Genomic DNA, 26,196 nt, shown 5'->3' on the forward strand with positions numbered 1-26,196 from the left:
GACTGGATGCCGTGAGTTCACAAACCAAATGCAACACCCTATTACGAGGGTGCTGCAATGGGACGCAAGAGCTTTGAGCAGTTTGGAATCGAGGAACGGTGTGAGATTTCCCGTCGGCGCCAAGCCGGGGAGTCGATCCGGCAAATTGCGGCAGCTCTGGATCGCGCGCCATCGAGCATTTCTCGGGAACTGAAGCGCAACACTGGCGCGACGGGCTACCAGAGCGTCTATGCCGGCGAGCAAGCTCGGGCGCGCCGCTGGCAAGGTAGCCGGCTTCTGCGTGATGCCGAGCTGCAAGCCAGGGTTCTGGAGGGATTGCGCCGAGGCTGGTCTCCCGAGCAGGTATCGCGGCGGCTGGCTCAGCAGGATCTGCAGATCAGCTACGAGAGCATCTATCGCTTCATTGCCGCCCAGATCGCCCGGACCAACGACTTTTCCTGGCGTCTCTATCTGCCCCGTGCCAAGAGCAAGCGCGGCTTCCGTGGCCGCAAGGGCGGCAGCCCGGCAGAGCACATCCAGCAGCGGGTTTCGATCGAAAAGCGCCCCAAGGCTGCGGCTGACCGGCGCCAGGCGGGACACTGGGAAGCCGACCTGATGCTCTTTGCGCGCTATGGCCAAGCCATCCTGACCCTGCATGAGCGAACGTCCCGGCTGACCGCCATCGTCCGCCAGCCCAGCAAGGCCGCTGCGCCGGTGGCGCAAACCCTCCAGGCCTTGCTGGCCCCACTGCCCCCAGCCCTGCGCCGCAGCATCACCTTCGACAACGGCACCGAATTCGCCTTGCACTACACCCTGCATCAGCCCCTGGGCTTGCAGACCTATTTCTGCGATCCGCATTCCCCCTGGCAGAAGGGTGGCGTCGAGAATGCCAACGGGCGTTTGCGCCGCTGGCTACCCCGGGGAACCAACGTCGAAGACCTCTCACCAGACCAACTCTTGCAGATCGCTCAGATCTACAATCACACGCCACGCAAGTGCCTCGGCTTCAAAACCCCTGCCGAGGTCTTCGCCAAAGTGTTGCATTTCAAATGTGAATCCACCTGCCGGCTTTCGCCGGCATGACGGTTTGGGGCGAACTTAGCCCGGTTTCGCGCAGGGGTCGTAGGGTGCGCATTGCGCACCATGAATCTCGGCCGGCCTGGGACGCGTGCGCGATGCGCACCCTACGGAACTGTGGATGGGCTGTCGTCGCGGGCTCAGCGACCTGCCGCTCTCGCCGAGAAGCCGAGGGGAACCAGCGCCGGTCCCGGGTCGTAGAAGTTGATGTAGAGCGTCGCCGGCGCAGCCTGGCCCGCATAGGTCACACGAAACGCATCAAGCATGCCGCCGCCCATGATGTCGTTGGGTGATTCGAACGGACAACAGGAGCCCATGCGTTCGTATTCGATCACTTCACCTGCGGGTCCGCGCAGGCCATTGAGATAGGCCTTTTCGCGACGCGGGCCTTCCCTCAGCGGGCCTCCGACACGGACCGGGTTTTGCTGGGTGTAGCCATAGCCCGGGTCGGTGGCTTTCTGCTCCAGGCGAAGATAGTCCTCTCCGGAATCGCTCCGGCCAAACGGGACTCCGCGACCCTTGGCAACGGTCACCCCCAGGATGGTGGGCGCCGTGGCCGGGGCGGCGGGAGGTGTGACCGGCGCGGAGGCACAGCCGGCCGCCAGCAAGGCAGCGCAGCTCAGGATTGCGGCAAGTACTCGCATGGATTCCCCGACTCGGAACGGCTGGCGATGCAGCAGTGCCGGAAAGCAGGTCCGGTCAGTTGCTGTCCGCGGATGATGCCTTGGACCGAGCCCGCAACGCGACCTGACGCGATCGTCAGGATCGACCGCAGAGGGGTGGCGCCAGGCGGGTGGACGACTTTCGCGCAGCGAAGCCGGGGGCGCCGTGTCATCGCTTGTAGGGTGGGAGCATCCCGCCGGCAACTGCTCCTGCGTTGCCCTACCTCGGGCATCCATGCCCTCGCCTTCCGCGACCGGCGGGATGCTCCCGCCCTACGATATCTACATCGACTGCTGGATGAAGGCGGGGACGAGCTTTTATGGGGTTGCCGACACTCCCGGATCGACCGGGTCGCAGGAAGCGCTCGTGGCGTTCACTCCGAAGGTATCGGTGATTGGCAGCCCGGTGAACAGCTTTGCTGCCGCCGCCAGATGTTCGGGCACATGCAGCAGAAAGCCCATGAGAAGCCGCGACAGCTCCTCCTGACTGGGCGCGTCCGGATTGATGCAGAAGCGGTGCCATGCGTCCAGGTCTTCAAGCCAGTCCGTCATGTGAAAGGCCACACCATGAGCGGTTGCGGCATCCAGTTGTGCTTGCTGCAGCGCCAGCATCTCGATTCGCGACGCGATTCGAGCGGAGTCGAATGCCATGTGCGCTCCTTGTGAACAAACGTAGAGACGAACGTAGCCCGGTTTCGCGCAGCGAAGCCGGGAAGAGCCCTGAAGTGCGCTCCCGGCTTGCCTGCGGCAAACCGGGCTACGGGATGAGCGAAGCTTCTGCGTTAGCGGATCGGCTCGGGGCAATCGAACTTGTTCGCCCCCAGCACCGCGCGATACCGATCCGGAAAATTCGTGAACATCCCGTCCACGCACAGTGCCGCCACGCGCTCCAGGTCCTCGGTCTCGTTGACCGTGTACGGATGCACCGCCAGGCCCAGCCCATGCGCCTGCTGCACGAGGCTGGCGTTCACGTCCGACACCGGCGGGCCCACGCCGAAGCTGTACGCGGCGATCAGCGGCAGGGTCGCGGCATTGGTGGTCGCCGGCTGCATCAGCTGGATCAGCGGGATTTCCGGATCGAGCCGGCGCATTTCCAGCAGCACGGTGGGGATGAAGGACTGCACCAGGACCTTGTGCCTGGTCACCGCGCCGTCGCGCAGCCCGTACTTCGCCATCAGGTCCAGCAGGCGCTGCGCCACCGAAGGCGGCGTCAGGTCCAGGCCGGGCTTGATCTCGATGTAGTAGTTCACGTCCTTGCCGTAGCGCTGGAACACTTCCTCCAGCGTCGGGATCTTCTGGCCGGCGTACTCGGGCCGCGCGCGGTCCGGATAGGTTTCGTTGAACCAGCTGCCCATGTCGCAGGTTTTCAGCTGCTCCAGGGTCTTGCTGCCGACCGAACCGCTGCAGTTTTCCGCCGGCCCGCGTGCCGTGCGGTTCAGCGTGGTGTCGTGCAGGCAGACCAGCACGCCATCGGCAGTGGCATAGACGTCCTGCTCGATGTACTCGGCGCCCATCGCCAGCGCCTGGTCGTAGGCGGCAAAGGTGTGCTCCGGCGCGTGGCCGGAAGCGCCGCGGTGGGCGACGATGACCTGGTCGGTCTTCAGGGCCGGCGTGCCGGCGCCGCCGGGGGCGACCGAGGAACTGCAGCCGGCCAGCAGGGCGGCGGCGAGGAACAGGGCGTGACGCATGCGATACTCCATGAATATCCGCACAGGGTAACCGCAGCGCATGACAGAACAAGCAAAGCCGGCGCCCGCCTGGGACGTGGCCAACCCCTACGTCCAGGCCATCACGGTCGGCCCCGAGCACCTCGACGCCTTCGGCCACACCAACAACGTGGTCTACCTGCAGTGGCTGGAGAAGGTCGCCTGGGCGCACTCGGTGAGCCTGGGCTTCGGCTTCGAGGACTACGAGCGCACAGGCGTGGGCTGTGTCGCGCGCCGGCATGAGCTGGACTACCTGGCGGCGACCTTTGCCGGCGACGAGCTGCTGGCGGCCACCTGGATCCACGAGAACGACGGCAAGCTGAGCATGTGGCGCCGTTACCAGATCATCCGCGCCAGCGACGGCAAGACCGTGCTGCGCGGCCAGACCCACTGGGTCTGCATCGACATGAAGACCGGCCGGCCGCGGCGCCAGCCGGAGGAATTCCTGAAGGCCTACGTGCCGGCCACTCCCAGGTAGCAATGCAGGAGCCGGCAAGCTGGCTCCTGCACCCCAGGCTTCATTCGCAGGCCTCGCCGTCGCGGCTCTTCTCCTCCACTTCGCCGTCGTCGTCGTCGGTTTCGGGTGCCAGCGCCTCGTAGTAGGCGTTGATCTGGTCGACCACGGTTGAATAGAAGGTGCTGCGGTCGGTTTCCACGCCGCCGCCCAGCACCAGCACCTGGCCGTTGGTGCGGATCGGCTCGGCGATCAGCACCCTGGAGCTGGTGGCGAAGACGAAGTTGGTACGGCTGGGCAGCACGTCCACCACCAGCTGGTCGCTGATCTGGATGCCGGCCTCGTAGTCGCTGCCGCCGATCACCACGGTGTTGTCGGCCAGGCCCGATTGCAGCACCAGCTGGCCCAGGTTGGCGATGCCGCCGCCGACCTGGAACTGCGGATCGCCGGTCTGGTCGGTGCGGCCATCGTTCAGCACCGGGCGATCGCCCAGGTTGCGGCTGCCATCGTCGTTGTTGAAGGTGCCCAGGTTGGGGATGACGCGGTTGTCCTCGGTGGCCAGGCGGTCCTTGACGCTGTCCAGGCCCGCGTCGGTGACATCCACGCTTTCGGTGAAGAAGGGCAGGTTCACCAGCGGATCCAGGTGCACCAGCGTGCCGTCGTTCAGCGCCAGCGAGCCCAGGCGCATGGTATTGGCCTGGATGTGCAGGTAATCGCCGGCCAGTTCCACCTGCGCCAGTGCCACGGTCGGCGCGCTGAAGTAGGCATTGGGCTGCGCCGAAACCGGCAGGGAGCCCGGCAGGCCCTGGCCGATCTGCTGCAGCAGCACGGCGTCGCCGCCGTCCTGCGCCAGTCCGCTGCCGACACGAACCAGGCCGGCGAGGCGGATCGTCTCGCTGGCCACCACATCCAGGCCGCCGGCGTCGATCAGGGTGCCGGCATCGCTGAGGATGCGCGCGCCCTCGAGCCGCACGCGGTCGCCGCTGACCACGGTGACGCCGCCGCTGGTCTGGCTGTCGTCGGCCAGCTGCAGCAGGCCGCCGCTCAGGTGAACCTGCTCGCCGTGCAGGTTCGCGGCCGAAACCGCCAGCGAGTCCGAGGCCATGACCTGCAGGCTGCCTGCGTCGATGTTGGCGCTGATGAAGACGTTCGGCGCCTCCACGCTCAGCAGGTCCGCGCTCAGCGTCGGCGCGCCGGAGGGCGTCACGATCTCCAGGTACTCGCGTGCCAGCAGGTGGCTTTCGCCGATGGTGGAATCCTGGTTGAAATAGATGAAGGCGTTGTCGGCGCTGACGTCGCGGAAGGCGATGCGCCCGTCGTTGGCGTTGAGCAGCAGGCCGCCGCTGAAGCGCGAGCTGCTGTCGGCGTCGCCGACCGTGAAGCTGCCGACCGAGCCGGTTTCGCGGATGTCGCCGTCGACCCGCAGTTCGCCGTCCATGGCCGAGCCACTGCGCTCCAGCAGCAGGTCGGCACCGGAAGCGGCGATCGCACTGTCGCCCTGCACGCTGGCGAGCGTGCCGCCGAGCGTGAGGTCGCCATCGACATAGAGGTTGCCCTCGGTCGCGGTGAGATAGGCATAGCTGCCGTTGAGGAAGGCGCCGTTGGCGGCGTCCACCGACTGCACCGTGCCGGTGATCGACAGCGGGCCGGCGAGACGGACGTTGCCGGCATCGGCGTCGGCCCAGAAGCCGGAGCCGCTGACGGTCAGGTCGTCGCCCGAGACCACGCTGCCGAGCTGGCCGGCGACCGTGACCGGGCCCTGCAGATTGACGTCACCCTGCAGGCTCTTGAAGGAAGCGAAGGCGCCATAGGTGAAGAGGCGCTCGCCGGCATTGACCGATTCGAGCTGGCCGCTGACTTCGACACGTCCGCCGACCAGGGTATCGCCGGCCAGATCCTGGCTGCCGGAGAATACGAAGACATCGGCACCGAAGGCGCCGCTGTCGTTCAGCGCGGTGAAAGCGCCCAGGGTGCCGCTGACCAGCAGGTCGCCATCGACGCGGAATTCGCCGTCGGGCAGGGCCAGGAGTTCGGCGCCCGAGGCGAAGCCGAGCTGCTCGGCACTGACGCTGCCCAGCGTGCCGTCGACGCGGACCGTGCCACCGATCGCCACGGATCCGGCGATGGTCATTAGATTGGCATAGGCGCCATTGACGAAGACGCCGTTGAATCCGGTGACGTTGCCGGTGCTGCCGTTGATAACCAGGTCGCCGTCGACGCGGAAGTCGCTGTTGACGGTGAACACCTCCAGCTCGGCGGCGCGCGCGGACAGGTCGGACTCCGCCGACACGCTGCCGAGGGTGCCCGTAGCGCTGAAATTGCCACCGATGTGCAGATCGCCCTGGCGCGCATCGAGGCCGGCCTGGACCCCGTTGACGGTGACGTCGTTGGCGCCGCTCACCGTGCCGGTGGTGCCGGTCAGGGCGACATCGCCGGCGACATCGAGCTGGCCACCGAGGATCTGCACGTCGAGTTCCGTGGCGAGTGCGGAAACGTTGGAGAAGGCGGTGACGCTGTCGAGCCTGCCGCTGGCGGTGAAGGTCTTGCCGAGCAGGATATCGCCACCCTGCACGACATCGAACTCGACGCTGATGGCGTTGATGAAGGAATTGCTGAAGGTGCTGACGGCGCCGTTGCGGCCGCTCAGCGAGACGTCGCCGTCGAGCTGGATGGAGCCGGAGATCGTCGTGATGCTGATTTCGGTCGCGCGCGCGAACAGTCCGTTGCCGGCGGTGGTGGAGTCGAGTCTGCCGTCGGCGGTCAAATTGCCGTTCACCACGACGTTGCCGGCGCCGCCGGAGTCGAAGTCGATGGCGGTCATGCTGAGGAAGACGCCATTGCTGGAGCTGCTGTCGCCCGCCTGCACTGTGCCGGTGGTGCCGTGCAGCGTGACGTCGCCGCCGATGCCGATCGCGCCGCTCTGGTGCGTGGTCAGCGAGACGCTGGTGGCCCTGGCTTCCAGGGCTGCCGATGGCGCATCCGGGTCGGTGCTGCCGACCGCGGCGAGGCTGCCATCGACGCTGAGCCCGCCGCCGATGAGGATGCCGAAGTTGCTGTTCATCTCCAGGTAACTGCCGGAGACCTTCGAGACGTCGCCGGTCGTCACGACGCCGGTCGCGCCGTCCAGCGAGACGCTGCCGTCGATGCTGATGAACTGGCCGTTGACCACCACGTCCGCGGCATCGGCGCCCACGCCGAAGCCGCTGGTGCTTGCCCCCAGCGAGCCGGTGGCGCTGAGATCGCCATGCAGTACCACGCCATTGCCGCCCAGCTTCACGACCGCACCGTTGCTGAAGCTGAGGAAGCCCAGCTCGGAGACGCCGGTGTGGCCGGTTGCGACGACATCGCCGTTGACGATCACCAGGCCGGCGGTCGCATCGGCTATCAGCGCGACGGCCTGGGCATGCGATTCGCCGCCGACGGTGACCGAGCTCAGCGTGCCCAGCGAGCCTTCGGCGCCAAGGCTGCCGCCCAGCGTGATGTCGCCGCCCAGCGAGGTCAGTCCGAGGGCACTGCCGATGGCGGTGCTCTCCGCGCCGCCGAGGACGAAGCCGGTCTCGCCGGTGAGGCTGACATCGCCGTCCACCGTGATGGTCTGGCCGACGATCCGCATCTCGGCCGCTTCCGCGAACAGGAAGTCGCCGGCCGTGGTGGAGTCCAGGACGCCGTTGGCGGTGACGCTGCCATGCAGCACGACATCGCCGTTGACCGCGAACAGTTCGGCGAAGACGCCGTTGCTGTCGCTGTCGCTGCCCACCTCGATCGTGCCGGTGGTGCCCTCGAGCAGGATGTCGCCGTCGATCGTCAGCGCGTCGCCGCCGGCGGCCAGCGTCATGTTGGCCGCGCGGGCGGAGAGGTCGGCCGGGTTCGGCAGCAGGGTGCTGCCGTGGACCGACTGCAGCGCCCCGATGACGCTGAGGCCGCCGCCCAGCCCGATGGCGCCGTCAGCCTTCAGGTCCAGCAGCGCGCCAGACACCTGGGAGGATTCTCCGGCGATCACCGCGCCGGTCCGGCCGTTCACGCTCAGGTCGTGCGCGACGAGGATGTCCGCTGTCGAAGCGATCTCCACGCGGGTGGCTTGGGCACGGAGGGAATCCCCGCCCTCGGTGGCGTCGAGCAGGCCGATCACCTCCAGGCCGCCCTGCAGTTCCACTCCGGCGCCTTTCAGCGCCAGCTGCACGCCATTGCTGGCGCTGGAGTTGCCCAGGAAGGCGCTGCCGTTATGGCCATTGGCGTAGACATCGCCGGTCACGGTCAATGCCCCGCCAGCCTGGGCGAGCAGCGACACCGCCTGCGCCCCCGAGGAATCGCCACCGGAGACCAGGTCGATACTGCCCACGGCGTCGATGCCGCCCAGGCGGGCGTCGCCGGTCGCCACCAGTTCCAGGTAGCTGCCGGCGGCAAATGTCGAACCGGCGGCGGCGACGCTGCCAGTCTTGCCCTCCAGCCCGACGATGCCGACGATCTCGATATTGGCGGCGTGCACGATCAGGTCCGCCGCGCGTGCCACGAGGCTGCCGGCGCTGCCGGTGGAGACCAGCCCGCCGATGACGCCGAGATTGCCGCCGATGTGGACATCGCCCAGCGCGCTCAGCCCCAGCGAGGCGCCGGAGGCGAAGACGGAATCGCCGGCGCCGATCGAGCCGGTCTGGCCGTTCAGCAGCAGGTTGCCGTCGGCGATGATGTTCTGCCCGGAGATGCTGAGTTCCGCTGCCCGGCCGCCGACGCCGCTGCCGGCACCGAGGTCCGCAAGACTGCCGACGGCGCCGACGTTGCCATGCAGCAGGACGTCGCCGTCGGCCTGCAGGCTGAGGAATACACCGTTGCTGAAGCTGCTGTCGCCGACGCCGACGGTGCCGGCATGACCCTCTGCATACAGAGTGCCATCGGCCTCGATGGAGCCGCCCCGGGCCCTGACTGCGAAGTCGGCGGCGCGGACCTCGGCACCGGAACTGGCGCCGACCTCGGTGATCTGTCCGATCACCCGCACATTGCCGCCGAACTGCACGTCGCCGGCGCGCTGGTCCACGAACAGGGAGGCGCCATTGACGGAAAGGCCGTTGTCGGCGCCTGCGGAGGCCACGCTGCCGGAGACATCGAAGCTGGAGGCAATCGTCAGTTTCCCGCCATCGGCGACGAACTCGGCGTAACCGCCCCTCGCGCCCACCGATCCGGTGGCGCCGAGTTCGCCGACCTGTCCGCTGATGCTGACCGCGCCGTTGACCTGCGTTTCTCCACCGATCGCGCCAACCTGGAAGAAGCTGCCGATGACTTCGCTGCTGTTGTCGATGCCGAAGAGATCGACGTTGCCGGTCATGGTCACCGGCCCGCCGAGCGTGACCTGCACCGTCGCCGGCCGGCCGTCGTCCAGCGCGCTGCCCAGGGATATCTCGCTGCCGCGGGCGGCGATGCGGGCGGTGCCGTTGACGAGCGCGATGCTGCCGTCCACCGTGATGCTGTCCTCGACGGTCACCGTGCCGCCATGCGCGCGGACGATCAGCTCCGAGCCGAGCGCCGACCAGTCGACGTTGCCGGTGACCGCGCCGATCGTGCCATTCATTTCGATGGGGCCGGTGATCGTCACGTCGCCGTCGGCGGCGTCGAATTCGGCATAGCTGCCGCGCACCGCGAAGTTGTCGGCGCCGTCGAAACGGTTGACGCTGCCGGTCTGCTCCAGGCCGCCGTCAAGCAGGATGTCGCCGCCGCTGGCGATCTCCAGGCGGCTGCCGGCGACTGCGCCGAACTGCGGGTTGCCCACGTCCACCGCGCCGGCCAGCTTGATGTTGCCCGACACGGTGACGTCACCGCCGGCCTGCAGGTAGACGTTGTTGCGCGCGTCGATCGCGCCGGTGCCGAGGCTGCCGTACTGCGAGACCAGCGACAGGCTGGCGCCGTCGCTGCCACCGGCGGCGTGCGCGAGGTTTCCCGCCTGCAGGTCGTCGGCCGCCTCCAGGATGATGAATTCCCGGCTCAGGATGCTGCCGACCGTGAGCGTGCCGCTGTCGCGCCCGGTATAGGCCTGTACGCTGCCGTCGAGCAGCAGGCTGTCGCCCGCGCCGGCGAAACTGACCGAGCCGCTGCTGCCGCGATCGTAGGTATTGCCGTCGTGGGTGCTGCCGATCCCGAGCAGCAGGAAGCCGCCGCTACCCGGGGTGGCGCTGGACCGGCCGTCGATCGCGCCGTCGGCGAGGGTTTCCACCGTGACCGAGTCGCGGGCCACGAGGCCGACGTTGCTGCCCTGCTGCAGCAGGTTCTCCAGCTGCCCTTCGCAGAGTGCGGCGCTGCAGCCGGCGGCGGGGCCGCCGCCGACGGTCAGCTGGTCGGCTTCGACGACGATCTCGCCGCCGGCTTGTCCGGCGGCGCCTGCCGTCCCGATGTCGCCGACCTGGCCGATGTCGCCGCCCTGCGCGATCAGGGTGATCTCGCCCGCACTGTCGTCGATCGAGGTGGCGCGGATGCGGCCACTGTTGTTCAGCGCCTGGCCGGCCATCAGCCGGGCGACGTGCGCGCTCATCACCACGCGGCCGCCTTCGGCCATCAGGTCGCCGCTGTTGAATGCACCGGTGCTATCGCCGATCGCGTCGGCATCGATCGCGAAGCCGATCAGGCCTTCGGCGTCCAGCGACAGCGTCATCGCCGAGCCGGAGAGCAGGGCGACCTTGCCGAGCCTGGCCTGGACCAGGTTCTCGTTGCTCACATGACCGCTGGCGAGCACCACGAAGCCGCCGTCGGCGCTGACGATCTCGCCCCGGTTGACGACGCTGCCGGCGGCAGCGGGATCACCGGCGAAGACCATGTTGCCGTCGAGGAAGTCCTGGTCGGCGATGTCGAAGGTGGTGGCCACCAGCGAGCCGGTATCGACGCGCGACCCTGCGCCGAACATCACGCCCTGCGGGTTGACGATGAAGACGCGACCGTTGGCCGAGAGGTTGCCGAGGATTTCGGAGGGCAGGCCGCCGACCACGCGGTTGAGCACCGCCGCCGATGCGCTGGGCTGCACGAACTGCACGAACTCGCCGCTGCCGATCGAGAAGTCCTGCCAGTTGATGATCGCCGAGGAAGAGGTCTGGTCGATGCGGACCGTGTTGGCGGAGGGGTTGGCGATCGTCGCGGCGCCGCCCACCACCACCCCGCCCATGGGATTGGCCCAGGCGAAGCCCGGCGCAAACGCCGCCATGGCCAAGGCACTGATACGGCGTCTGCGAAACCTGTGCGGTTTGCTGTTCATTCTTGCTGTTTCCCCCGGCGGCCCACCGCAATGCTGTCAGCAGTGGTGCCTGGCCGTCGTGTGGCGCGTCACAGCGCGGCGTTTTCGGCATTCTGCGCCATCCGCCGGGCTCCGGGGTGGCCGAAACCGGCTGTTTCATCACGGTTTTATCAAATGAACAGCGATACACTCGGCCCTGCGGACACGAGGGGGCTTCCTGCTCCTGCGTCCATCAACCCCGAAGGAACCCGTCACATGCTGCAACGCGGCTCGCCCTGGAATGCCCTGATCCCCCGTGCCCTGCTGCTCGGCACCGTGCTGACCCTGGTGACGGCCTGCGGCGGCGGCGGTGGCGGGAGCGACGGCGGCGGCGGAGCCGAGCGCCTCGGCGCCTCGGCCAAGCTGGCGCAGGTCTGTGCCGTGCCCCGCAGCGGCAGCAGTCCGATCACCGGCCGACGCTATCGCGACGTACAGGGCGCCCTGGCCGACGAGCGTGCCTGGCTTGCCGCCTACATGCAGCAGGTCTACCTGTTCTACCGCGACATCCCGGCCGTGGACGGCAGCCTGTTCACCGCAACGCGCTACGGCAGCCCGCAGAACGCGATGGGGGCCTACTTCTACAGCCTGCTGACGCCGCAGCGCACTTCGTCCGGCAAGGAAAGGGACGCCTACAGCTTCGTCTATCCCACCCTGGCCTGGGAGGCCCTGTCGGAGGAGGGGCGGGTGCTGGGCTACGGGATGACGCTGTCCTGGCCCGAAGGGGAGTATCCGACGATCGCCCAGGTGGATCCGGGCAAGGCCGCGGCGACCGCCGGGCTGCTGCGCGGCCTGCAGATCCTGGCAGTGGACGGCGACGACGCCAGCGCGGCAACGAGGCGGGTCTATGACGGGCTCTTCCCGGAGACGGTCGGCGAGCGTCACCGCCTGACCGTACGCAACCCGGGTACCGGTGCGAGCAGCGACTACCTGCTGGACTCCATGGAACTGACGCTGACGCCGGTGCGCAACGTCAAGGTCCTGCCGACCGCCGGCACCCCGGTGGGCTACCTGCAGTTCGACGATCACATCGACACCTCCGAGGGCCGGCTGATCGACGCGATCGGCCAGCTCAAGGCCGCCGGCGTCGGCGACCTGGTGCTGGACATGCGCTACAACGGTGGCGGCTATCTGGATATCGCCGCGGAACTGGCCTACATGGTGGCCGGCCCGGCGCAGACCGCCGGCAAGGTCTTCACCCTTCAGCAGTTCAATGACCATCACCCGTACCGCAACGATCCGCTGAGCGACACGCCGTTCCACTCCCGCTCGCAGGGCTTCGACCCGGCGGTGCCGGCCGGGCGCGAGCTGCCGCAGCTGGGCCTGTCGCGGGTGTTCGTGCTGGTCACCGGCGACACCTGCTCGGCCAGCGAGGCCCTGGTCAACGGCCTGCGCGGCGCCGGCATCCAGGTGGTGCTGGTCGGTTCCGCCACCTGCGGCAAGCCCTACGGCTTTTTCGCCCAGGACAATTGCGGCATGTCCTACTTCGCGATCGAGTTCCGCGGCGTCAACCAACTGGGCTTCGGCGACTACGCCGACGGCATGCCGGTGACCTGTGCCGCGGACGACGACTTCGGCCATGCGCTGGGCGATCCCGCGGAGGGCATGCTGGCGGGCGCCCTGTACTGGCGCCAGAACGGCAACTGCGCCGCCAGCCTGGCCAAGCGCGGCAGCCTGCCGCCGCGGATGATCCGCGAGCCGCAGCGCCAGAACGCCTGGCTGCGCTGACAGGCCGTCCTACACCAGCCAGACCAACCGCGGCGCTTCGCCCAGGCGGGCGACGACGATGGCGTTCTGGCGGTAGCGCCGCCCCAGGGCACTGGCGAGTCCGCGCGGCGGGTCCACCAGCAGGAAGCCCGCCTCGTCGGGCCAGCGGCCGTCCGGATCGCGATGCAGGGCGGGGTAGTGCGCCAGGCCGTACTCCCTCAGCCCGGCCGCCATCGCCTGGACGCGCAGGCGGTTCTGCCAGGCCAGCAGCGGCCGCGAGCGCGGATTGCAGGGCGTGACCAGCGCCCAGTCGCTGCGGCAGCCGGCCTGTTCGGCCAGGCGCTGCGCGGCGCGCGGCTCCTGCCGCCCGATGCGCAGCTCCAGCACCTCCGCCGGCAGCTGCACCAGGTAGCGCGTGCGCCGGTAGGCCTCTTCCAGCGCCCGGCGCGCGTTCATGCGCCGGCTCCCGCTGCCGCGCGCTGCAGCAGCCGCCCGAACAGCAGGGCCAGGGTGTCGAGCTGGTCGTTGAGGCCGTGGTCGGCGTCGAGCAGATGCAGTTCGGCGCGGTGGCGCCGCGCGAACTCGATGCCGCGCTCCGGCGGCACGATGTCGTCGTTCCAGCCGTGAACGACGCTGCACAGCGCCGGCACGCCCCGCGGTTCTTCCTCCCAGCCGGGGAAGTACAGCGCCGGGGCCATCAGGAACAGCGCCTGCGGGCGCAGCGCCGCGCAGGCCTGGGCGGAAACGTAGCCGCCCATGCTGGAGCCGACCAGCACCAGGCTGCGCCCGGCCCGCGGCGCCAGGGCCAGCAACTGGGCCACGCGCGCCCGCGGATCATGCGTGTGACTATAATCCGGACTGATGACCTCGAAACCGTGCCCGCGGGCAGTGCCGGCGAGATGGTTGATCTTGGTGCCCCAGGGACCGGATTCCTTGCCATGGGCGAAAACCACGAGACGATCGGGAATGTCTTTCATGTCTGAGCGTTGCCGGACGACAGGATCATTATGAAGCCCGAGAAGCCGAAGCGGTCAGCCGAAGAGCGCCTGAGCCTGGCGGAGCGCCGCCGCAAGCGCCGCCGCGAGCGCAAGGAACCGCTGGAAGTGCGCATGACCATGCGCTTCAAGTTCGGCGACGAGCCGGACGACATCATCACCATGATGGAGGACCGTCCGGTACCGATGGTCGACAGCGTCTTCAAGAACCGCGACAGCATCGTGCGCGGTTTCGTCAGCCTCCTGCTGCGCGCGGGGCTCAAGCAGCCCAAGGTCGCCAGCGAAATCTTCCCCCTGGTCAAACTCCTCCGCGGCAAGCGTTCATGAGAGCCATACAGATCTTCAATGCCGTCGCGCTGGCGACGGCGGCAGCCTTCGCCGCGACCATGGGTGCGGTCGCCATCATGTACGCCGTCTACCTCGACGCCGAGCCGCGCCTGCGCGAGGACTGGGCTGCGGTGATGACCACCGTCATCGTGTTCGTGGTGCTGATGCTGCTGTCGGGCCTGGCCTTCCATGCCCACCGCCGCGACAAGTCCTGGCGCTGGCCGGCGGAGGCGCTGCTGCTGTCCGGCATCGCCGTCGGCGGCGGGGTGCTCTACCGGGCGCTGGTCTAGGACCTGTCGACGCCCCATGGAACCGACACCCCCGCGGCAATGGGAGCCGCTGAGCCTGGTCCCGATCCTTGCCGGCCTGTGCTGGCTGCTGCCGCAGGAAGGCTGGGGCTGGCTGCTGTGGGCGCTGATCCCCGGCATCCTGCTGCTGGCCAGCGGCACGGCCCTGCTGCTGTTCCCCGGTGATCCGCGTATCTCCGCCTACATGGCCCTGGGCAGCGCCGTCGGCGTGCTGTTCTTCCTGCCGGCCTGGATCGCCGGCAGCTTCGGGTCGGCAGTGCTGGCGCTGGCGGGGAGCGTCGCCGGCTTCATGACGGCCGGGCGCGCGGCGCTGCTGCGCGAGCCGCAGCCGCTGGAGGCGCCGGCGCCGGACACCGGCCCGCGCATGGACATCAAGGTGGGCATGGACGAGGCCGTGCTGGGTTACTTCGTCGGTGGAGCGCGGCTGCCGGGCGCGGAGCAGGCCCAGCAGGTCTGCCGCCAGGCCGAGCAGATGCTGGCGGTGTATCGCCAGCGCGGCTTCGACCGCGATCCTTCGCTGCTGCATGCCGCGCCGCCGCCGCCGTCCAGCACCAATGTCCAGAAGGCCCGGCACCGCGGCCAGGACTACGAGCTGCTGCGCTTCGACAGCGGCTTTGCGCCCGATGCGGGCCTGCCCGGGGCTGCCGCCTGGAAGGGGCACGCGGCCAACAACGAATGCCACGTGCGCCTGCTGCGGCATCCCGGCCCGCCGCGGCCCTGGCTGCTGTGCATCCACGGCTACCGCATGGGCGACACCTGGCTGGACTTCAGCCTGTTCAGCCCGCGCTGGCTGCACCAGCGCATGGGCTTCAACATCATCCAGCCGGTGCTGCCGCTGCACGGGCCGCGCCGCGGCGGTGCCCGCAGCGGCGACCACTATCTCGACGGCGATCCGCTGGACCTGGTCCACGCCCAGAGCCAGGCGCTGTGGGACCTGCGCCGCAGCCTGGCCTGGCTGCGCCACAGCGAGGGCAAGCCCCGGGTCGGCGTGCTGGGCTATTCCCTCGGGGGTTACAACACCGCCCTGCTGGCGTCCTACGAGCGTCAACTGGATTTCGCGGTGGCGATCATCCCGGTCATGGACTTCGCCTCGGCGCTGATGCGCTTCCTGCCGCCGGCGCATCTGCGCTACTACCGCCACTACGGCCTGGACGAGCAGCGCTACCGCGAGATCCTGCAGGTGGTGTCGCCGCTGGCGCGCGCGCCGCTGCTGCCGCGCGAACGCCTGCACGTGGTGGCCGCCACGGCCGACCGCATCGTGCTGCCGCAGCATCCGCTGATGCTGGGCCGGCACTGGAACGTACCGGTGACCTGGTACCAGGGCTCCCACCTGAGCATCCGCTACGAGCGCGAACCGGGGCAGGTACTGCGTCACGCCGCGCTGAGCGCCGGCTGGCCGGTGACCTAGGTCGTTTCCGGCCGCCGGGCGGTACGCGCGATTTCGCTCCGGGATCGCAGTGGGCAGGCTAGAATCGGGCAACTGACTTTTCTCTCCCCCTGGACCCTTCATGAAACGAGTTGCCATTACCGGCACCGGTCTCTTTACCCCGCCGCACAGCATCAGCAACGATGAGCTGGTGGCCTGCTACAACAGCTATGTCGAGCGCTACAACACTGAAAACGCGGCGGAAATCGCCGCCGGCAGCACCCCGGCCCTGGCGCCGTCCTCGTCCGAGTTCATCCTCAAGGCCTCCGGCATCAAGTCGCGCTACGTGATGGACAAGCAGGGCGTGCTGGACGTGGACGTGATGCGTCCCCAGTACCGCACCCGCGACGACGAAGAGCCGTCGATCATGGTGGAGATGGGCCTGGCCGCCGCGCGGCAGGCACTGGAACGCGCCGGCCGCAAGCCGGAAGACGTGGATTTCGTGCTGGTGGCCTGCTCCAACATGCAGCGCGGCTATCCGGCGATGGCGGTGGAGCTGCAGCATCACCTCGGCATCAGCGGCTACGGCTACGACATGAACGTCGCCTGCGCCTCGGCGGCCTTCGGCATCCAGGCGGCGGTCGATGCCGTGCGCAACGGCAGCGCCAGGGCCGCCCTGGTGGTGAGCCCCGAGATCTGCTCCGGCCATCTGAATTTCCGCAATCGCGACTGCCACTTCATCTTCGGCGACGCCTGCACCGCGGTGCTGGTGGAGCCGCTGGACACCGCGGTGTCGCAGCAGAGCTTCGAGGTGCTCGGCACCCGGCTGCAGACGCAGTATTCCAACAACATCCGCAACAACTTCGGCTTCCTCAACGCCTGCGAGCAGCCGCCGCGCCGCTGGGACGAGGTGCTGTTCCACCAGGAAGGCCGCAAGGTGTTCAAGGAAGTGGTGCCCATCGCCACCGACCTGATCGTCGGCCACCTCAAGGACCTGGGCCTGGCGCCGGAGTCGGTGCGCCGCTTCTTCCTGCACCAGGCCAACCTGGGCATGAACCAGCTGATCTCCAAGCGCGTGCTGGGCCGCGACCCGGGCCCCGACGAGGCGCCGGTGACGCTGGACGAGTACGCCAATACCAGCTCCGCCGGTTCGGTGATCGCCTTCCACAAGCACCACGAAGACCTCGAGTCCGGCGACCTGGCGGTGCTCTGCGCCTTCGGTGCCGGCTACTCGGCCGGCTCCGTGGTGATGAAGCGCGTCTGAACCGGTTCCCGCGCCCACGGTCCAAGCGCGACCTCCTGCCAGTCATCGATCCATGAGCGAAAGCGAACAGAAATCCTCCTCGGCCCTGGGCCGCTTCTTCGGGCGCATCTGGAAAATCGCGGTCTTCATCTACCGCGCCCTTTTCGTCATCAGCCTGATGATCGGCCTGTTCGTGATGTTCACGTTCTTCAGCGGCGGCGGAGCCCCCAAGGTCGACGACAACGTCGCCCTGGTGCTGGCGCCCAGCGGCGCGCTGGTCGAGCAGATCGACCAGGACCCGGGACAGCACCTGCTGGAGAGCTTCCGTGGCGAGCCGCCCTCGCAGACCCCGCTGCGTGACCTGATCGACGCACTGGACCTGGCGCGCGACGACAAGCGCATCGCCTTCGCCGTGCTCAAGCTCGACGCGCTGGGCAGCGCCGGCCTGCCGCAGCTGGAGGAACTGGGCGCCGCGATCAAGCGCTTCCAGGCTTCCGGCAAGAAGGTCATCGCCTACAGCCCCTGGTACGAGCAGGCGCCGTATTTCGCCGCCGCGCTGGCCGACGAGATCGTGGTGGACCCGCAGGGCATGGTCCATGTCGAAGGCTTCAGCGTCTACCAGAACTACTTCAAGGACGCGCTCGACAAGCTGGGCGTGCGCATCAACGTGTTCCGCGTCGGCGAATACAAGTCGGCGGTGGAGCCGTTCACGCGCAACGACATGTCGGAGGACGCGCGCAAGGCCAACATCGCCTGGCTGGGCGACCTCTGGACCGACTACACCAAGGGCGTTGGCGCGGCGCGCAAGCTGCCCGAGAACGGCGTGCTCAACTACGTCACCGGCATGCGCCAGGCGCTGCAGGACGGCGGCGGCGACACCGCGGCCTACGCCAAGAAGAGCGGCCTGGTGACGCATGTCGAGACGCTCAAGCAATTCCGCCAGCGCATGGGCGCCATCGTCGGTATCGACGACGACCACGGCAGCTTCCGCCAGGTGCATTTCAGCGAGTACCTGCGCGCGGTGCACCATGACAAGCACGAGAAGCCCATCGGCAAGGGCGGCAAGGTGGCACTGGTGGTGGTGCAGGGCGAGATCGTCGATGGTCCGGGCGATGTCGGCCAGGCCGGCGGCGATACCATCTCCGACCTGCTCGACCAGGCACGGCGCGACGAGGATGTCGCTGCCGTCGTGCTGCGTGTCGATTCCCCGGGCGGCAGCGTCTGGGCCTCCGAGCAGATCCGCCGCGAAGTGGAGGCACTGAAGGCCGAGGGCAAGCCGGTGGTGGCCTCCATGTCCACCGTCGCCGCCAGTGGCGGCTACTGGATCTCGATGGATGCCAACCAGATCTGGGCGCACAGCACCACGATCACCGGCTCGATCGGCATCTTCGGCCTGATCCCCACCATCGACCAGGGCCTGGCCAAGATCGGTGTGCATACGGACGGCGTCGGCACCACGCCGCTGGCCGGCAGCCTGCGCCTGGATCGCCCGCTGTCGCCGGAAATCTCCTCGATCATCCAGTCGCAGATCGACAAGGGCTATCGCGACTTCATCGGCGGCGTCGCCAAGGCGCGCAAGCTGCCGGTGGCGAAGGTCGACGAAATCGCCCGCGGCCGCGTCTGGAGCGGCGGCGAGGCCAAGACCCTGGGCTTGGTCGACAAACTCGGCGATCTCGACCAGGCGGCGGATGCCGCGGCCAAGCTGGCCGGCCTGGATCCGGAAAGCTACGAACTGGATGAGTACCGCCCGGATCGCGGCTTCCCCTTCGACATGCTGCTGCCGTTCTCCAGCAGCATCAAGCTCGACTTCCTGCCGCAGGGCACCACGCGCTGGCTGGCAGGCCTGCTGCAGCGCACCGACGCCGAGCGCGCCCTGCGCGGCCTCAACGATCCGCGCGGCATGTACGCCAACTGCTACTGCACGCCGAGCATGGGCGGCGGCAACATCCTGGGACGTTGATGCCGAAAGTCAGCGCCGGCGACGTCGATATCCACTACGTCGAGGCGGGCTCCGGCCCGCCACTGGTGCTGGTCCATGGTCTCGGCGGGTCCTGGGCCGACTGGGACTACCAGATCAACGCCTTCAGCCCGCACTACCGTGTGCTGGCGCCGGACCTGCGTGGCTTCGGCGACACGCCCATCGGCGCGCGTGAGCCCGGCGTGCTGCAGTTCGTCGAGGACCTGCGCGGCTTCCTCGACGCCACCGGCGTCGACAGCTGCCTGCTGGTGGGGCACAGCATGGGCGGCGCGGTCTGCCTGCAGTTCTCGCTGCAGTATCCGCATCGCGTGCAGCGCCTGGTCATCACCAACAGCGTGCCGGGTTTCAAGCCGCGCACGCTGCGGCAGTACTTCGAGATCGGCTACCGCCTGTTCGTGATGAGCCTGCTGGGACCGGCGCGGCTGTCGCGCATCAGTGCCCAGCGCATGTTCCCGGGGCCCGAGAATGAGGGCCTGCGCGCCAAGGTGATCGCGCGCGGCGCGCGCAATACCCGCCGCGCCTATCTCGGCTCCCTGCGCCGCCTCACCGCCTGGTCGGTGATCGACCGCCTGGCAGAACTGCAGATGCCGACCCTGGTGATCGGCGCCGGCCAGGACTACTTCGGGCACGACGACGTGGTGAAGTTCGCCCACGCACTGCCGCGCGGCTACCTGCACTGGTTCCCGGTGGGCCGCCACGGCCTGCCCTCGGAGGCGCCGGAGGCCTTCAACCCGGTGCTGCTGAAATTCCTGCGCCGCAAGGTCAAGCCGTGAACGCCGCGCCGTTGGGCGTGTTCGATTCCGGCGTCGGCGGCATCTCGGTGCTGCGGGAGATCCGCCGCCTGCTGCCGCGCGAGGACCTGGTCTACTACGCCGACAGCGGCCATTGCCCCTACGGCGGCAAGACGCGCGAGCAGATCCAGGCGCGCGCCGTGGCGATCACCGAATTCCTGATGGCACGCGGTGCCAAGCTGATCGTGGTGGCCTGCAACACCGCCACCATCGCCGCGGTGGAGCATTTGCGCGCGACCTACCCGATCCCCTTCGTCGGCATGGAGCCGGCGGTGAAGCCGGCCGTGGCGCAGACGCGCAGCGGCGTGGTCGGCGTGCTCGCCACCGGCGCCGCCCTGGCCGGCGACAAGTTCCACAAGCTGGTGGCCGATCATGCGCGCGACGTGCGCATCATCACCCAGCCCTGTCCGGGCCTGGTGGAGCAGGTCGAAGCCGGCCTGCTGGATGCGCCCGAAACGCGTGCCCTGGTGGAGCGCTATACCGCGCCGCTGCTGCAGCAGGGCGCCGACGTGATGGTACTGGGCTGCACCCACTATCCCTTCCTGCGTCCGCTGATCCAGGACGTGACGGGCAAGGGCGTCAGCCTGATCGACACCGGCGCCGCCGTGGCGCGACAGGCGCAGCGGCTGCTGGAGCGCGAAGGGCTGGCCAGCGACGCCGAGCGGGTGGGGTGCATCGAGTGGCACAGCAGCGGCGATGCGGCGCAGCTGGAGCGGTTGCGGCCGTTGCTTATGGGTGAAACCTGATCGATCGCTCCTCGCTGGGGCGTCAAAGAAATGCTGTCCGCAAATGAGCGCAAATAAACGCGAATTTAAGGAATCGGGATTTGCGTTTATTCGCGTTCATTTGCGGACTGAATGGCTTTTGAGGCTGAGCTACGCAAACCGCATCGACAGATCCACCGCCCGCACATGCTTGGTGATCCCACCGATGGCGATGCGATCCACCCCGCACTCCGCATAGCCGCGCACGTTCTGCAGCGTCGCGCCGCCGGAATACTCGATCACCGTCTTGCCGCCGCGGGCGCGGTGCTCGCGCACCAGGCGCACGGCCTCGCGCAGGTCGGGCAGGCTGAAGTCGTCCACCAGCAGCAGGTCCACGTCGGCCTCCAGCGCCGCACGCGCCTCCTCCATCGTCTCCGCCTCCGTCATCAGCGGCACGCCGGCATCGAGTGCGCGGGCGTTGGCGATGGCCTGGCGGATGCCGCCGGCCGCGGCGATGTGGTTTTCCTTGATCAGGATGCCGTCGTAGAGGCCGATGCGGTGGTTGATGCCGCCGCCGCAGACCACGGCGTACTTCTGCGCGTTGCGCAGGCCGGGCAGGGTCTTGCGCGTGTCGGCGATGCGCGCGCCGGTGCCGGCCACCGCATCGACGTACTGGCGCACGGCGGTGGCGGTGCCCGACAGGGTCTGCAGGAAGTTCAGCGCCGGGCGCTCGCCGGTCAGCAGCGCGCGGGCAGGGCCCTTCAGCTCGTAGAGCCGCTGGTCGGGAGCGACCTGCTGGCCCTCGGCAATCAGCCAGTTCACTTCGATGGCGGGATCCAGCTGGCGGAACACCTCGTCCACCCAGGGGCGCCCGCAGATCACCGCGTCCTCGCGCGAGATCACGTAGGCGCGGCCCTGTTCGGCGGCGGGCACCAGGCGGGCGGTGACGTCGCCGCTGCCGACGTCTTCGGCCAGCGCGTGGGCGACGGTGTCGCGGATATCCGAGGCAATGGCCGGCACGGTCTTATCCCAGCAGCAGGAATTCGAGCAGCGCCATCTGCGCCCACAGGCGATTCTCCGCCTCGTCGTAGATCACCGATTGCGGCCCGTCGATGACCTCCGCGCTGACTTCCTCGCCGCGGTGGGCGGGCAGGCAGTGCAGGAAGATCGCCTCGGGCCTTGCGCGCTGCATCAGCGCGGCGTCGACCTGGTAGCCGCTGAAGGCGGCCAGGCGGCGCTGGGTCTCGGCCTCCTGGCCCATGCTGGTCCAGGTATCGGTGATGACCACGTCGGCGCCGGTCGCCGCGCTGGCGGCATCGGACACCAGTTCGATGCGGGCGCCGCCGGCGCGAACGATTTCCTGCGCCGGCTCGTAGCCCTTGGGGCTGGCGATCCTGAGCTTGAAGTCGAACAGCTGCGCCGCCTCGATGAAGGAGTGGCAGACGTTGTTGCCGTCGCCGATCCAGGCCGCGGTCTTGCCCTTGGGGCTGCCGCGGTGCTCGGTCCAGACCTGCATGTCCGCCAGCAGCTGGCAGGGGTGGTGCAGGTTCGACAGGCCGTTGATCACCGGCACGCGCGAATGGCGCGCCAGCTCTTCCTGGTCGGCCTGGGAGTCGTTGCGGATCATGATCGCGTCGCACATGCGCGACAGCACGTTGGCGGTGTCGCTGAGCGGCTCGTCGCGGCCCATCTGCGTGGCGCTGGCGCTGAGGAACAGGGCATGCCCGCCGAACTTCACCATGCCGGACTCGAAGCTGACGCGCGTACGCGTCGAGTTCTTGGTGAAGAGCATGGCCAGCGTCTTGCCGACGAAGGGGCGATGCGCGGGGTCGCGGTCGCGCTTGAGGGTGATCGCGCGCTCGACGATCCGCTGCGCTTCCTGCGCGCTCAGGTCGGACAGCTTCAGAAAATGGCGGGGCATACGGTTCCCTGAAAAAGCAAAAGGGCCGCTCTCGCTCGAGCGGCCCCCTTTGCGGTGTGGCTCTACTTTAGCCGAGATTGCTCTCGACGAACTGCCAGTTCACCAGAGCCCAGAAGTGCTCGAGGAAGCTGGCGCGGGCGTTGCGGTAATCGACGTAGTAGGCGTGCTCCCAGACGTCGGCGGTGAGCAGCGGCTTCTGGCCGGCGGTCAGCGGGTTGCCGGCGTTGGAGGTGCTGACGATGGCGAGGCTGCCGTCGGCGTTCTGCACCAGCCAGGCCCAGCCCGAACCGAAGGTGTTCATGGCCGTTTCGGTGAACTGCTTCTTGAAGTCCTCGAGGCCGCCGAACTGCTTGACCAGCGCGTCGGTGAGCTTCTTGCCCGGGGCGGCCTGCTTGGGCGTCAGGCAGTTCCAGAAGAAGGTGTGGTTCCACACCTGCGCGGCGTTGTTGAAGATCTTGCCCGAGGACTTCTTGATGATGTCCTCGATCGGCATGTTCTCGAATTCGGTGCCGGCGATCAGCTTGTTGCCGTTGTCGACGTAGGCCTTGTGGTGCTTGCCATAGTGGTAGTCCAGCGTTTCGGCGGACATGTGGGGCGCCAGCGCATCACGGGCGTAGGGAAGTTCAGGGAGAGTCAGAGCCATTGATTTGATTCCTTTTGTTGCTAAGCGACGCCGCGGGCGCGCCGGCCGGCTGCAAGTGGGGCGGACAAAATAGGCGAGCGTCGCGGTAAATTCAATACCGCGCATGGGCTTGGACAGGCTTGGACCGGGAATCAGCACGGAAATTGCAATGGTTCCAACCGGGGGCAGGGCGCGTATAATCCGCGCCCGCCGTACCTATATCAGCGGCCGGAGAAGGCAAAATGGACGCGCTGCAGCGCATCAAGCAACAGGTTACCGACAACCCGATCATGATCTACATGAAGGGTACGCCGGATTTCCCGCAGTGCGGTTTTTCCGCTCGTGCGACCCAGGCCATCAAGGCCTGCAATGTTCCGTTCTCCTACGTGAACATCTTCGAAGACGAGGAGGTCTACCGCGCCCTGCCGAAGTACGCCAACTGGCCGACCTTCCCCCAGCTCTACGTCAAGGGCGAACTGGTGGGGGGCTGCGACATCACGATCGACCTGTTCCAGTCGGGCGAGCTGCAGAAAATGCTGCAGGAAGCGGTCGCGGACCAGAAAGCGGCCTGATTTCCGCCGGTTTCACGAAAAACGCCCGCTCGAGCGGGCGTTTTTCGTTGTGGCTGCCAGTGTGACTACCGGCCCTCAGGCCGCCAGCAGGCCCTGGGCCACCGACTTGCGCTGGTCGGCGCCGCGCAGCACCTCCACCAGCTGCAGGCCGAAGGCCAGGGCGCTGGCCGGTCCCTGGCCGGTGACGCAGTGGCCGTCGACCACCACCGGCAGGTCGACGTAGTGCAGCAGCTGTTCGCGGAAGGCGGGGTAGCAGGTGGCCTTCTTGCCGTCCAGCAGGCCGTGGCGCGACAGCACCAGCGCCGGCGAGGCGCAGATCGCCCCGGTCCAGCGGTGGGCCTGGCGCTGGGCCTTGAGTTTCTCGACCAGGCCGGCATGGTCCGACAGGGCCTGGGCCCCCTTCTCGCCACCGGGCAGCACGATCAGGTCGAAGTCCCGGCCGCCAACATCGGTCCAGAGTGCTTCCGCGGTCAGCATCACGCCGCGGGTACCTTCCACCGCAAAGCTGGATTCGATGCTGGCGACGGTGACCTCGACGTCGCCCCGGCGCAGGACATTGATGATGGTTACGGCCTCCAGGGACTCCGATCCATGGGCGACGACTACCAGTGCATTCATATGGAAAACTCCCCTCGTTGTAGGCGCTTGCGCGCGCGGGCACGGTGGTAGAATGCCACAGCCTTTTTCGCTTCCGCCCATTTATAAAAAATAACCCGGAGAACGAAGATGTCCTACCGCCACATCAAGGTCCCCACGACCGGAGAGAAGGTCAGCGTCAGGGACGGCAAGGTGCACGTTCCAGACCAGCCGATCCTCGGCTACGTCGAGGGCGACGGCATCGGTCCCGACATCACCAAGGCCTGCCTGCGCATCTGGGATGCGGCGGTGGAGAAGGCCTACGGTGGCCAGCGCAGGATCCACTGGTGCGAGGTCTATCTCGGCGAAAAGGCCGCCGGCCTCTATGACAACAACTACTGCCCGGACGAGACCATCAAGGCGCTGTCCGACCTGATGATCTCGATCAAGGGCCCGTTGACCACCCCGGTCGGCGGCGGCTTCCGCTCGCTCAATGTTGCACTGCGTCAGGACCTGGACCTGTACGCCTGCGTGCGCCCGGTGCGCCACTACACCGGCGTGCCCAGCCCGCTGAAGAACCCCGGCAAGGTCGACGTGGTGATCTTCCGCGAGAACACCGAGGACGTGTACACCGGCATCGAGTTCAAGGCCGGCTCGCCGGAGAACGAAAAGCTGGCCAAGTTCCTGCGAGAGGAACTGAAGGCCAAGTTCTTCGAGGGCGCCGGCCTCGGCGTCAAGCCGATCTCCGCCTTCGGCACCAAGCGCCTGGTGCGCAAGGCCATCCAGTACGCGATCGAGAACGGCCGCGAATCGGTGACCCTGGTGCACAAGGGCAACATCATGAAGTTCACCGAGGGCGCCTTCCGCAACTGGGGCTACGAGGTGGCGCGCGAGGAATTCGGCAGCGTCACGATCACCGAGGAGCAGCTCTACGCCGAGTACAAGGGCAAGCAGCCGGAAGGCAAGATCGTCATCAAGGACCGCATTGCCGACATCATGTTCCAGATGATGCTGCTGCGGCCCGAGGAGTTCGACGTGCTGGCCACGATGAACCTCAACGGCGACTACCTGTCCGACGCCATCGCGGCGGAAGTGGGCGGTGTCGGCATTGCGCCGGGCGCCAACATCGGCGACCACGTCGCCGTGTTCGAGGCCACCCACGGCACCGCGCCGAAGTACGCCAACCAGAACAAGGTCAACCCCGGTTCGCTGCTGTTCTCCGGCGTGATGATGCTGGAGTACATGGGCTGGAAGGAAGCGGCCGACCTGATCACCCTGGTCTACCCGGAAGTGGTCAGCGACGGCATCGTCACCTACGACTTCGCGCGCCAGATCGACGGCGCCACCGAGGTCGGCACCAGCCAGTTCGCCGACGCGCTGATCGAGCGCATCCGCGGCGGCGTGGACCTGGAGGCCAAGCGCAAGGCGCAGCAGGAGCAACTGGTCCGCGAGCGCAAGCAGCGCGAGATCCGCCGCCTGCTGCAGCCGATGGAGGAGATGCTGGATTCCGGCCACATGCCGCACACGGTAGCGGACCTGATGACGCGCTCCCTGATTACCTGCACCGACGACGAGACGGTGGAGAGCGCGATGCACCTGATGTCCGACAGCAACGTCAGCTCGCTGGTGGTGGAGCCCGACGCCAAGGGCCAGTGGGGCATCCTCACGCGCCGCGACATCGTCGCCAAGATCGTCCGGGGCGGCAAGAACCCGGCCACCACCAAGGTGCGCGAGCTCGCCACCCGCCCGGTGGTGTCGGTGCCGGCCGAGACCAGCATCCGCGAGGCCGCCAGCATGATCGCCGACTCCAGCTTCAGCCGCCTGACCGTGGCGCAGGGCGACAAGGTGATCGGCATCGTCACCGAGACCGACATCTTCAACGCGGTGGACAAGTTCGGCTGGGCCGCCGACGCCGGCTGAGCCGTGCCGCTGTCCGGATTCACCAGGGGCGGCCGCGAGCCGCCC

The 26,196-nt window shown here is 68.0% G+C and carries 22 protein-coding genes; 12 read left to right on the forward strand and 10 right to left on the reverse strand.

Annotated features, from left to right (window positions below; translation table 11 throughout):
* Window positions 1–57: 57 nt before the first annotated feature.
* A complete protein-coding gene (locus tag D0B54_RS10120) occupies window positions 58–1,062 on the forward strand; it encodes an IS30 family transposase (RefSeq protein WP_117291212.1) in 1,005 nt (334 codons plus the stop codon).
* A gap of 134 nt (window positions 1,063–1,196) precedes the next feature.
* On the opposite strand, the gene D0B54_RS10125 is transcribed toward D0B54_RS10120, so the two are convergent.
* From D0B54_RS10125 to D0B54_RS10135, 3 genes are all read right to left on the reverse strand, one after another.
* Window positions 1,197–1,700, reverse strand: a complete 504-nt coding sequence (locus tag D0B54_RS10125; RefSeq protein WP_117291213.1) for a hypothetical protein — start codon at window positions 1,698–1,700, stop codon at window positions 1,197–1,199.
* A 336-nt stretch (window positions 1,701–2,036) separates the two neighbouring features.
* Window positions 2,037–2,369 carry a hypothetical protein gene (locus D0B54_RS10130; RefSeq protein ID WP_117291214.1) on the reverse strand — a complete coding sequence of 111 codons (333 nt, stop codon included), beginning with the start codon at window positions 2,367–2,369 and terminating at the stop codon, window positions 2,037–2,039.
* Between the two features lie 131 nt (window positions 2,370–2,500).
* Window positions 2,501–3,406, reverse strand: coding sequence for a glycerophosphodiester phosphodiesterase (locus D0B54_RS10135; protein ID WP_162932332.1), 906 nt, complete (start codon window positions 3,404–3,406; stop codon window positions 2,501–2,503).
* 40 nt (window positions 3,407–3,446) lie between these two features.
* Between D0B54_RS10135 and D0B54_RS10140 the strand changes: the two genes are divergently transcribed.
* Complete coding sequence (locus D0B54_RS10140) at window positions 3,447–3,902, forward strand: acyl-CoA thioesterase (protein ID WP_117291216.1); 456 nt, start codon at window positions 3,447–3,449, stop codon at window positions 3,900–3,902.
* 40 nt (window positions 3,903–3,942) lie between these two features.
* On the opposite strand, the gene D0B54_RS10145 is transcribed toward D0B54_RS10140, so the two are convergent.
* A complete protein-coding gene (locus tag D0B54_RS10145) occupies window positions 3,943–11,055 on the reverse strand; it encodes a two-partner secretion domain-containing protein (RefSeq protein WP_162932333.1) in 7,113 nt (2,370 codons plus the stop codon).
* 285 nt (window positions 11,056–11,340) lie between these two features.
* Here D0B54_RS10145 and D0B54_RS10150 point away from each other — a divergent pair, with 285 nt between their 5' ends.
* On the forward strand, window positions 11,341–12,849 hold the full coding sequence (locus D0B54_RS10150) for a S41 family peptidase (RefSeq protein ID WP_162932334.1): 1,509 nt from the start codon (window positions 11,341–11,343) through the stop codon (window positions 12,847–12,849).
* A gap of 9 nt (window positions 12,850–12,858) precedes the next feature.
* Here the strand turns inward: D0B54_RS10150 and D0B54_RS10155 are convergent, their stop codons facing one another.
* Window positions 12,859–13,284, reverse strand: a complete 426-nt coding sequence (locus D0B54_RS10155; protein WP_117291219.1) for a DUF3293 domain-containing protein — start codon at window positions 13,282–13,284, stop codon at window positions 12,859–12,861.
* The gene (locus D0B54_RS10160) at window positions 13,281–13,805 is read right to left on the reverse strand and encodes an alpha/beta fold hydrolase (RefSeq protein WP_162932335.1); all 525 of its coding nucleotides are present in this window, start codon (window positions 13,803–13,805) and stop codon (window positions 13,281–13,283) included. Before D0B54_RS10160 ends, D0B54_RS10155 begins: the two co-directional genes overlap by 4 nt.
* 30 nt (window positions 13,806–13,835) lie before the next feature.
* Between D0B54_RS10160 and D0B54_RS10165 the strand changes: the two genes are divergently transcribed.
* The 7 genes from D0B54_RS10165 to murI all read left to right on the forward strand — a co-directional run bounded on the left by D0B54_RS10165 (window position 13,836) and on the right by murI (window position 20,582).
* Window positions 13,836–14,150: a hypothetical protein gene (locus D0B54_RS10165; protein WP_240433586.1), complete on the forward strand. Its 315-nt coding sequence runs from the start codon at window positions 13,836–13,838 to the stop codon at window positions 14,148–14,150.
* On the forward strand, window positions 14,147–14,440 hold the full coding sequence (locus D0B54_RS10170) for a hypothetical protein (protein WP_117291220.1): 294 nt from the start codon (window positions 14,147–14,149) through the stop codon (window positions 14,438–14,440). Before D0B54_RS10165 ends, D0B54_RS10170 begins: the two co-directional genes overlap by 4 nt.
* A gap of 16 nt (window positions 14,441–14,456) precedes the next feature.
* Window positions 14,457–15,866, forward strand: a complete 1,410-nt coding sequence (locus tag D0B54_RS10175; protein WP_117291221.1) for an alpha/beta hydrolase family protein — start codon at window positions 14,457–14,459, stop codon at window positions 15,864–15,866.
* 100 nt (window positions 15,867–15,966) lie between these two features.
* A complete protein-coding gene (locus D0B54_RS10180) occupies window positions 15,967–17,088 on the forward strand; it encodes a beta-ketoacyl-ACP synthase III (RefSeq protein WP_117291222.1) in 1,122 nt (373 codons plus the stop codon).
* A gap of 52 nt (window positions 17,089–17,140) precedes the next feature.
* Window positions 17,141–19,027 carry a signal peptide peptidase SppA gene (gene sppA / locus D0B54_RS10185; RefSeq protein WP_117291223.1) on the forward strand — a complete coding sequence of 629 codons (1,887 nt, stop codon included), beginning with the start codon at window positions 17,141–17,143 and terminating at the stop codon, window positions 19,025–19,027.
* A complete protein-coding gene (locus D0B54_RS10190; RefSeq protein ID WP_117291224.1) occupies window positions 19,027–19,818 on the forward strand; it encodes an alpha/beta fold hydrolase in 792 nt (263 codons plus the stop codon). Before sppA ends, D0B54_RS10190 begins: the two co-directional genes overlap by 1 nt.
* Window positions 19,815–20,582: a glutamate racemase gene (gene murI, locus D0B54_RS10195; RefSeq protein ID WP_117291225.1), complete on the forward strand. Its 768-nt coding sequence runs from the start codon at window positions 19,815–19,817 to the stop codon at window positions 20,580–20,582. The genes D0B54_RS10190 and murI overlap by 4 nt, the downstream gene beginning before the upstream one ends.
* Window positions 20,583–20,711: 129 nt before the next feature.
* Here the strand turns inward: murI and nadC are convergent, their stop codons facing one another.
* The 3 genes from nadC to D0B54_RS10210 all read right to left on the reverse strand — a co-directional run bounded on the left by nadC (window position 20,712) and on the right by D0B54_RS10210 (window position 23,104).
* The gene (nadC, locus tag D0B54_RS10200) at window positions 20,712–21,560 is read right to left on the reverse strand and encodes a carboxylating nicotinate-nucleotide diphosphorylase (protein ID WP_205527318.1); all 849 of its coding nucleotides are present in this window, start codon (window positions 21,558–21,560) and stop codon (window positions 20,712–20,714) included.
* A gap of 4 nt (window positions 21,561–21,564) precedes the next feature.
* Entirely contained in the window at window positions 21,565–22,461 is an 897-nt protein-coding gene (gene argF / locus D0B54_RS10205; RefSeq protein ID WP_117291227.1) for an ornithine carbamoyltransferase, read from the reverse strand.
* Window positions 22,462–22,528: 67 nt separating this feature from the next.
* Window positions 22,529–23,104 carry a superoxide dismutase gene (locus D0B54_RS10210; protein WP_117291228.1) on the reverse strand — a complete coding sequence of 192 codons (576 nt, stop codon included), beginning with the start codon at window positions 23,102–23,104 and terminating at the stop codon, window positions 22,529–22,531.
* A 221-nt stretch (window positions 23,105–23,325) separates the two neighbouring features.
* Between D0B54_RS10210 and grxD the strand changes: the two genes are divergently transcribed.
* Window positions 23,326–23,655 carry a Grx4 family monothiol glutaredoxin gene (grxD, locus tag D0B54_RS10215; RefSeq protein WP_117291229.1) on the forward strand — a complete coding sequence of 110 codons (330 nt, stop codon included), beginning with the start codon at window positions 23,326–23,328 and terminating at the stop codon, window positions 23,653–23,655.
* A gap of 75 nt (window positions 23,656–23,730) precedes the next feature.
* Here the strand turns inward: grxD and D0B54_RS10220 are convergent, their stop codons facing one another.
* Entirely contained in the window at window positions 23,731–24,273 is a 543-nt protein-coding gene (locus D0B54_RS10220; RefSeq protein WP_117291230.1) for a DJ-1 family glyoxalase III, read from the reverse strand.
* A 108-nt stretch (window positions 24,274–24,381) separates the two neighbouring features.
* Between D0B54_RS10220 and icd the strand changes: the two genes are divergently transcribed.
* Window positions 24,382–26,151 carry an isocitrate dehydrogenase (NADP(+)) gene (gene icd / locus D0B54_RS10225; RefSeq protein ID WP_117291231.1) on the forward strand — a complete coding sequence of 590 codons (1,770 nt, stop codon included), beginning with the start codon at window positions 24,382–24,384 and terminating at the stop codon, window positions 26,149–26,151.
* The last annotated feature ends 45 nt before the right edge of the window (window positions 26,152–26,196 follow it).

The organism is Solimonas sp. K1W22B-7, from assembly GCF_003428335.1.
In the GTDB taxonomy this organism is placed as follows: Bacteria; Pseudomonadota; Gammaproteobacteria; order Nevskiales; family Nevskiaceae; genus Solimonas_A.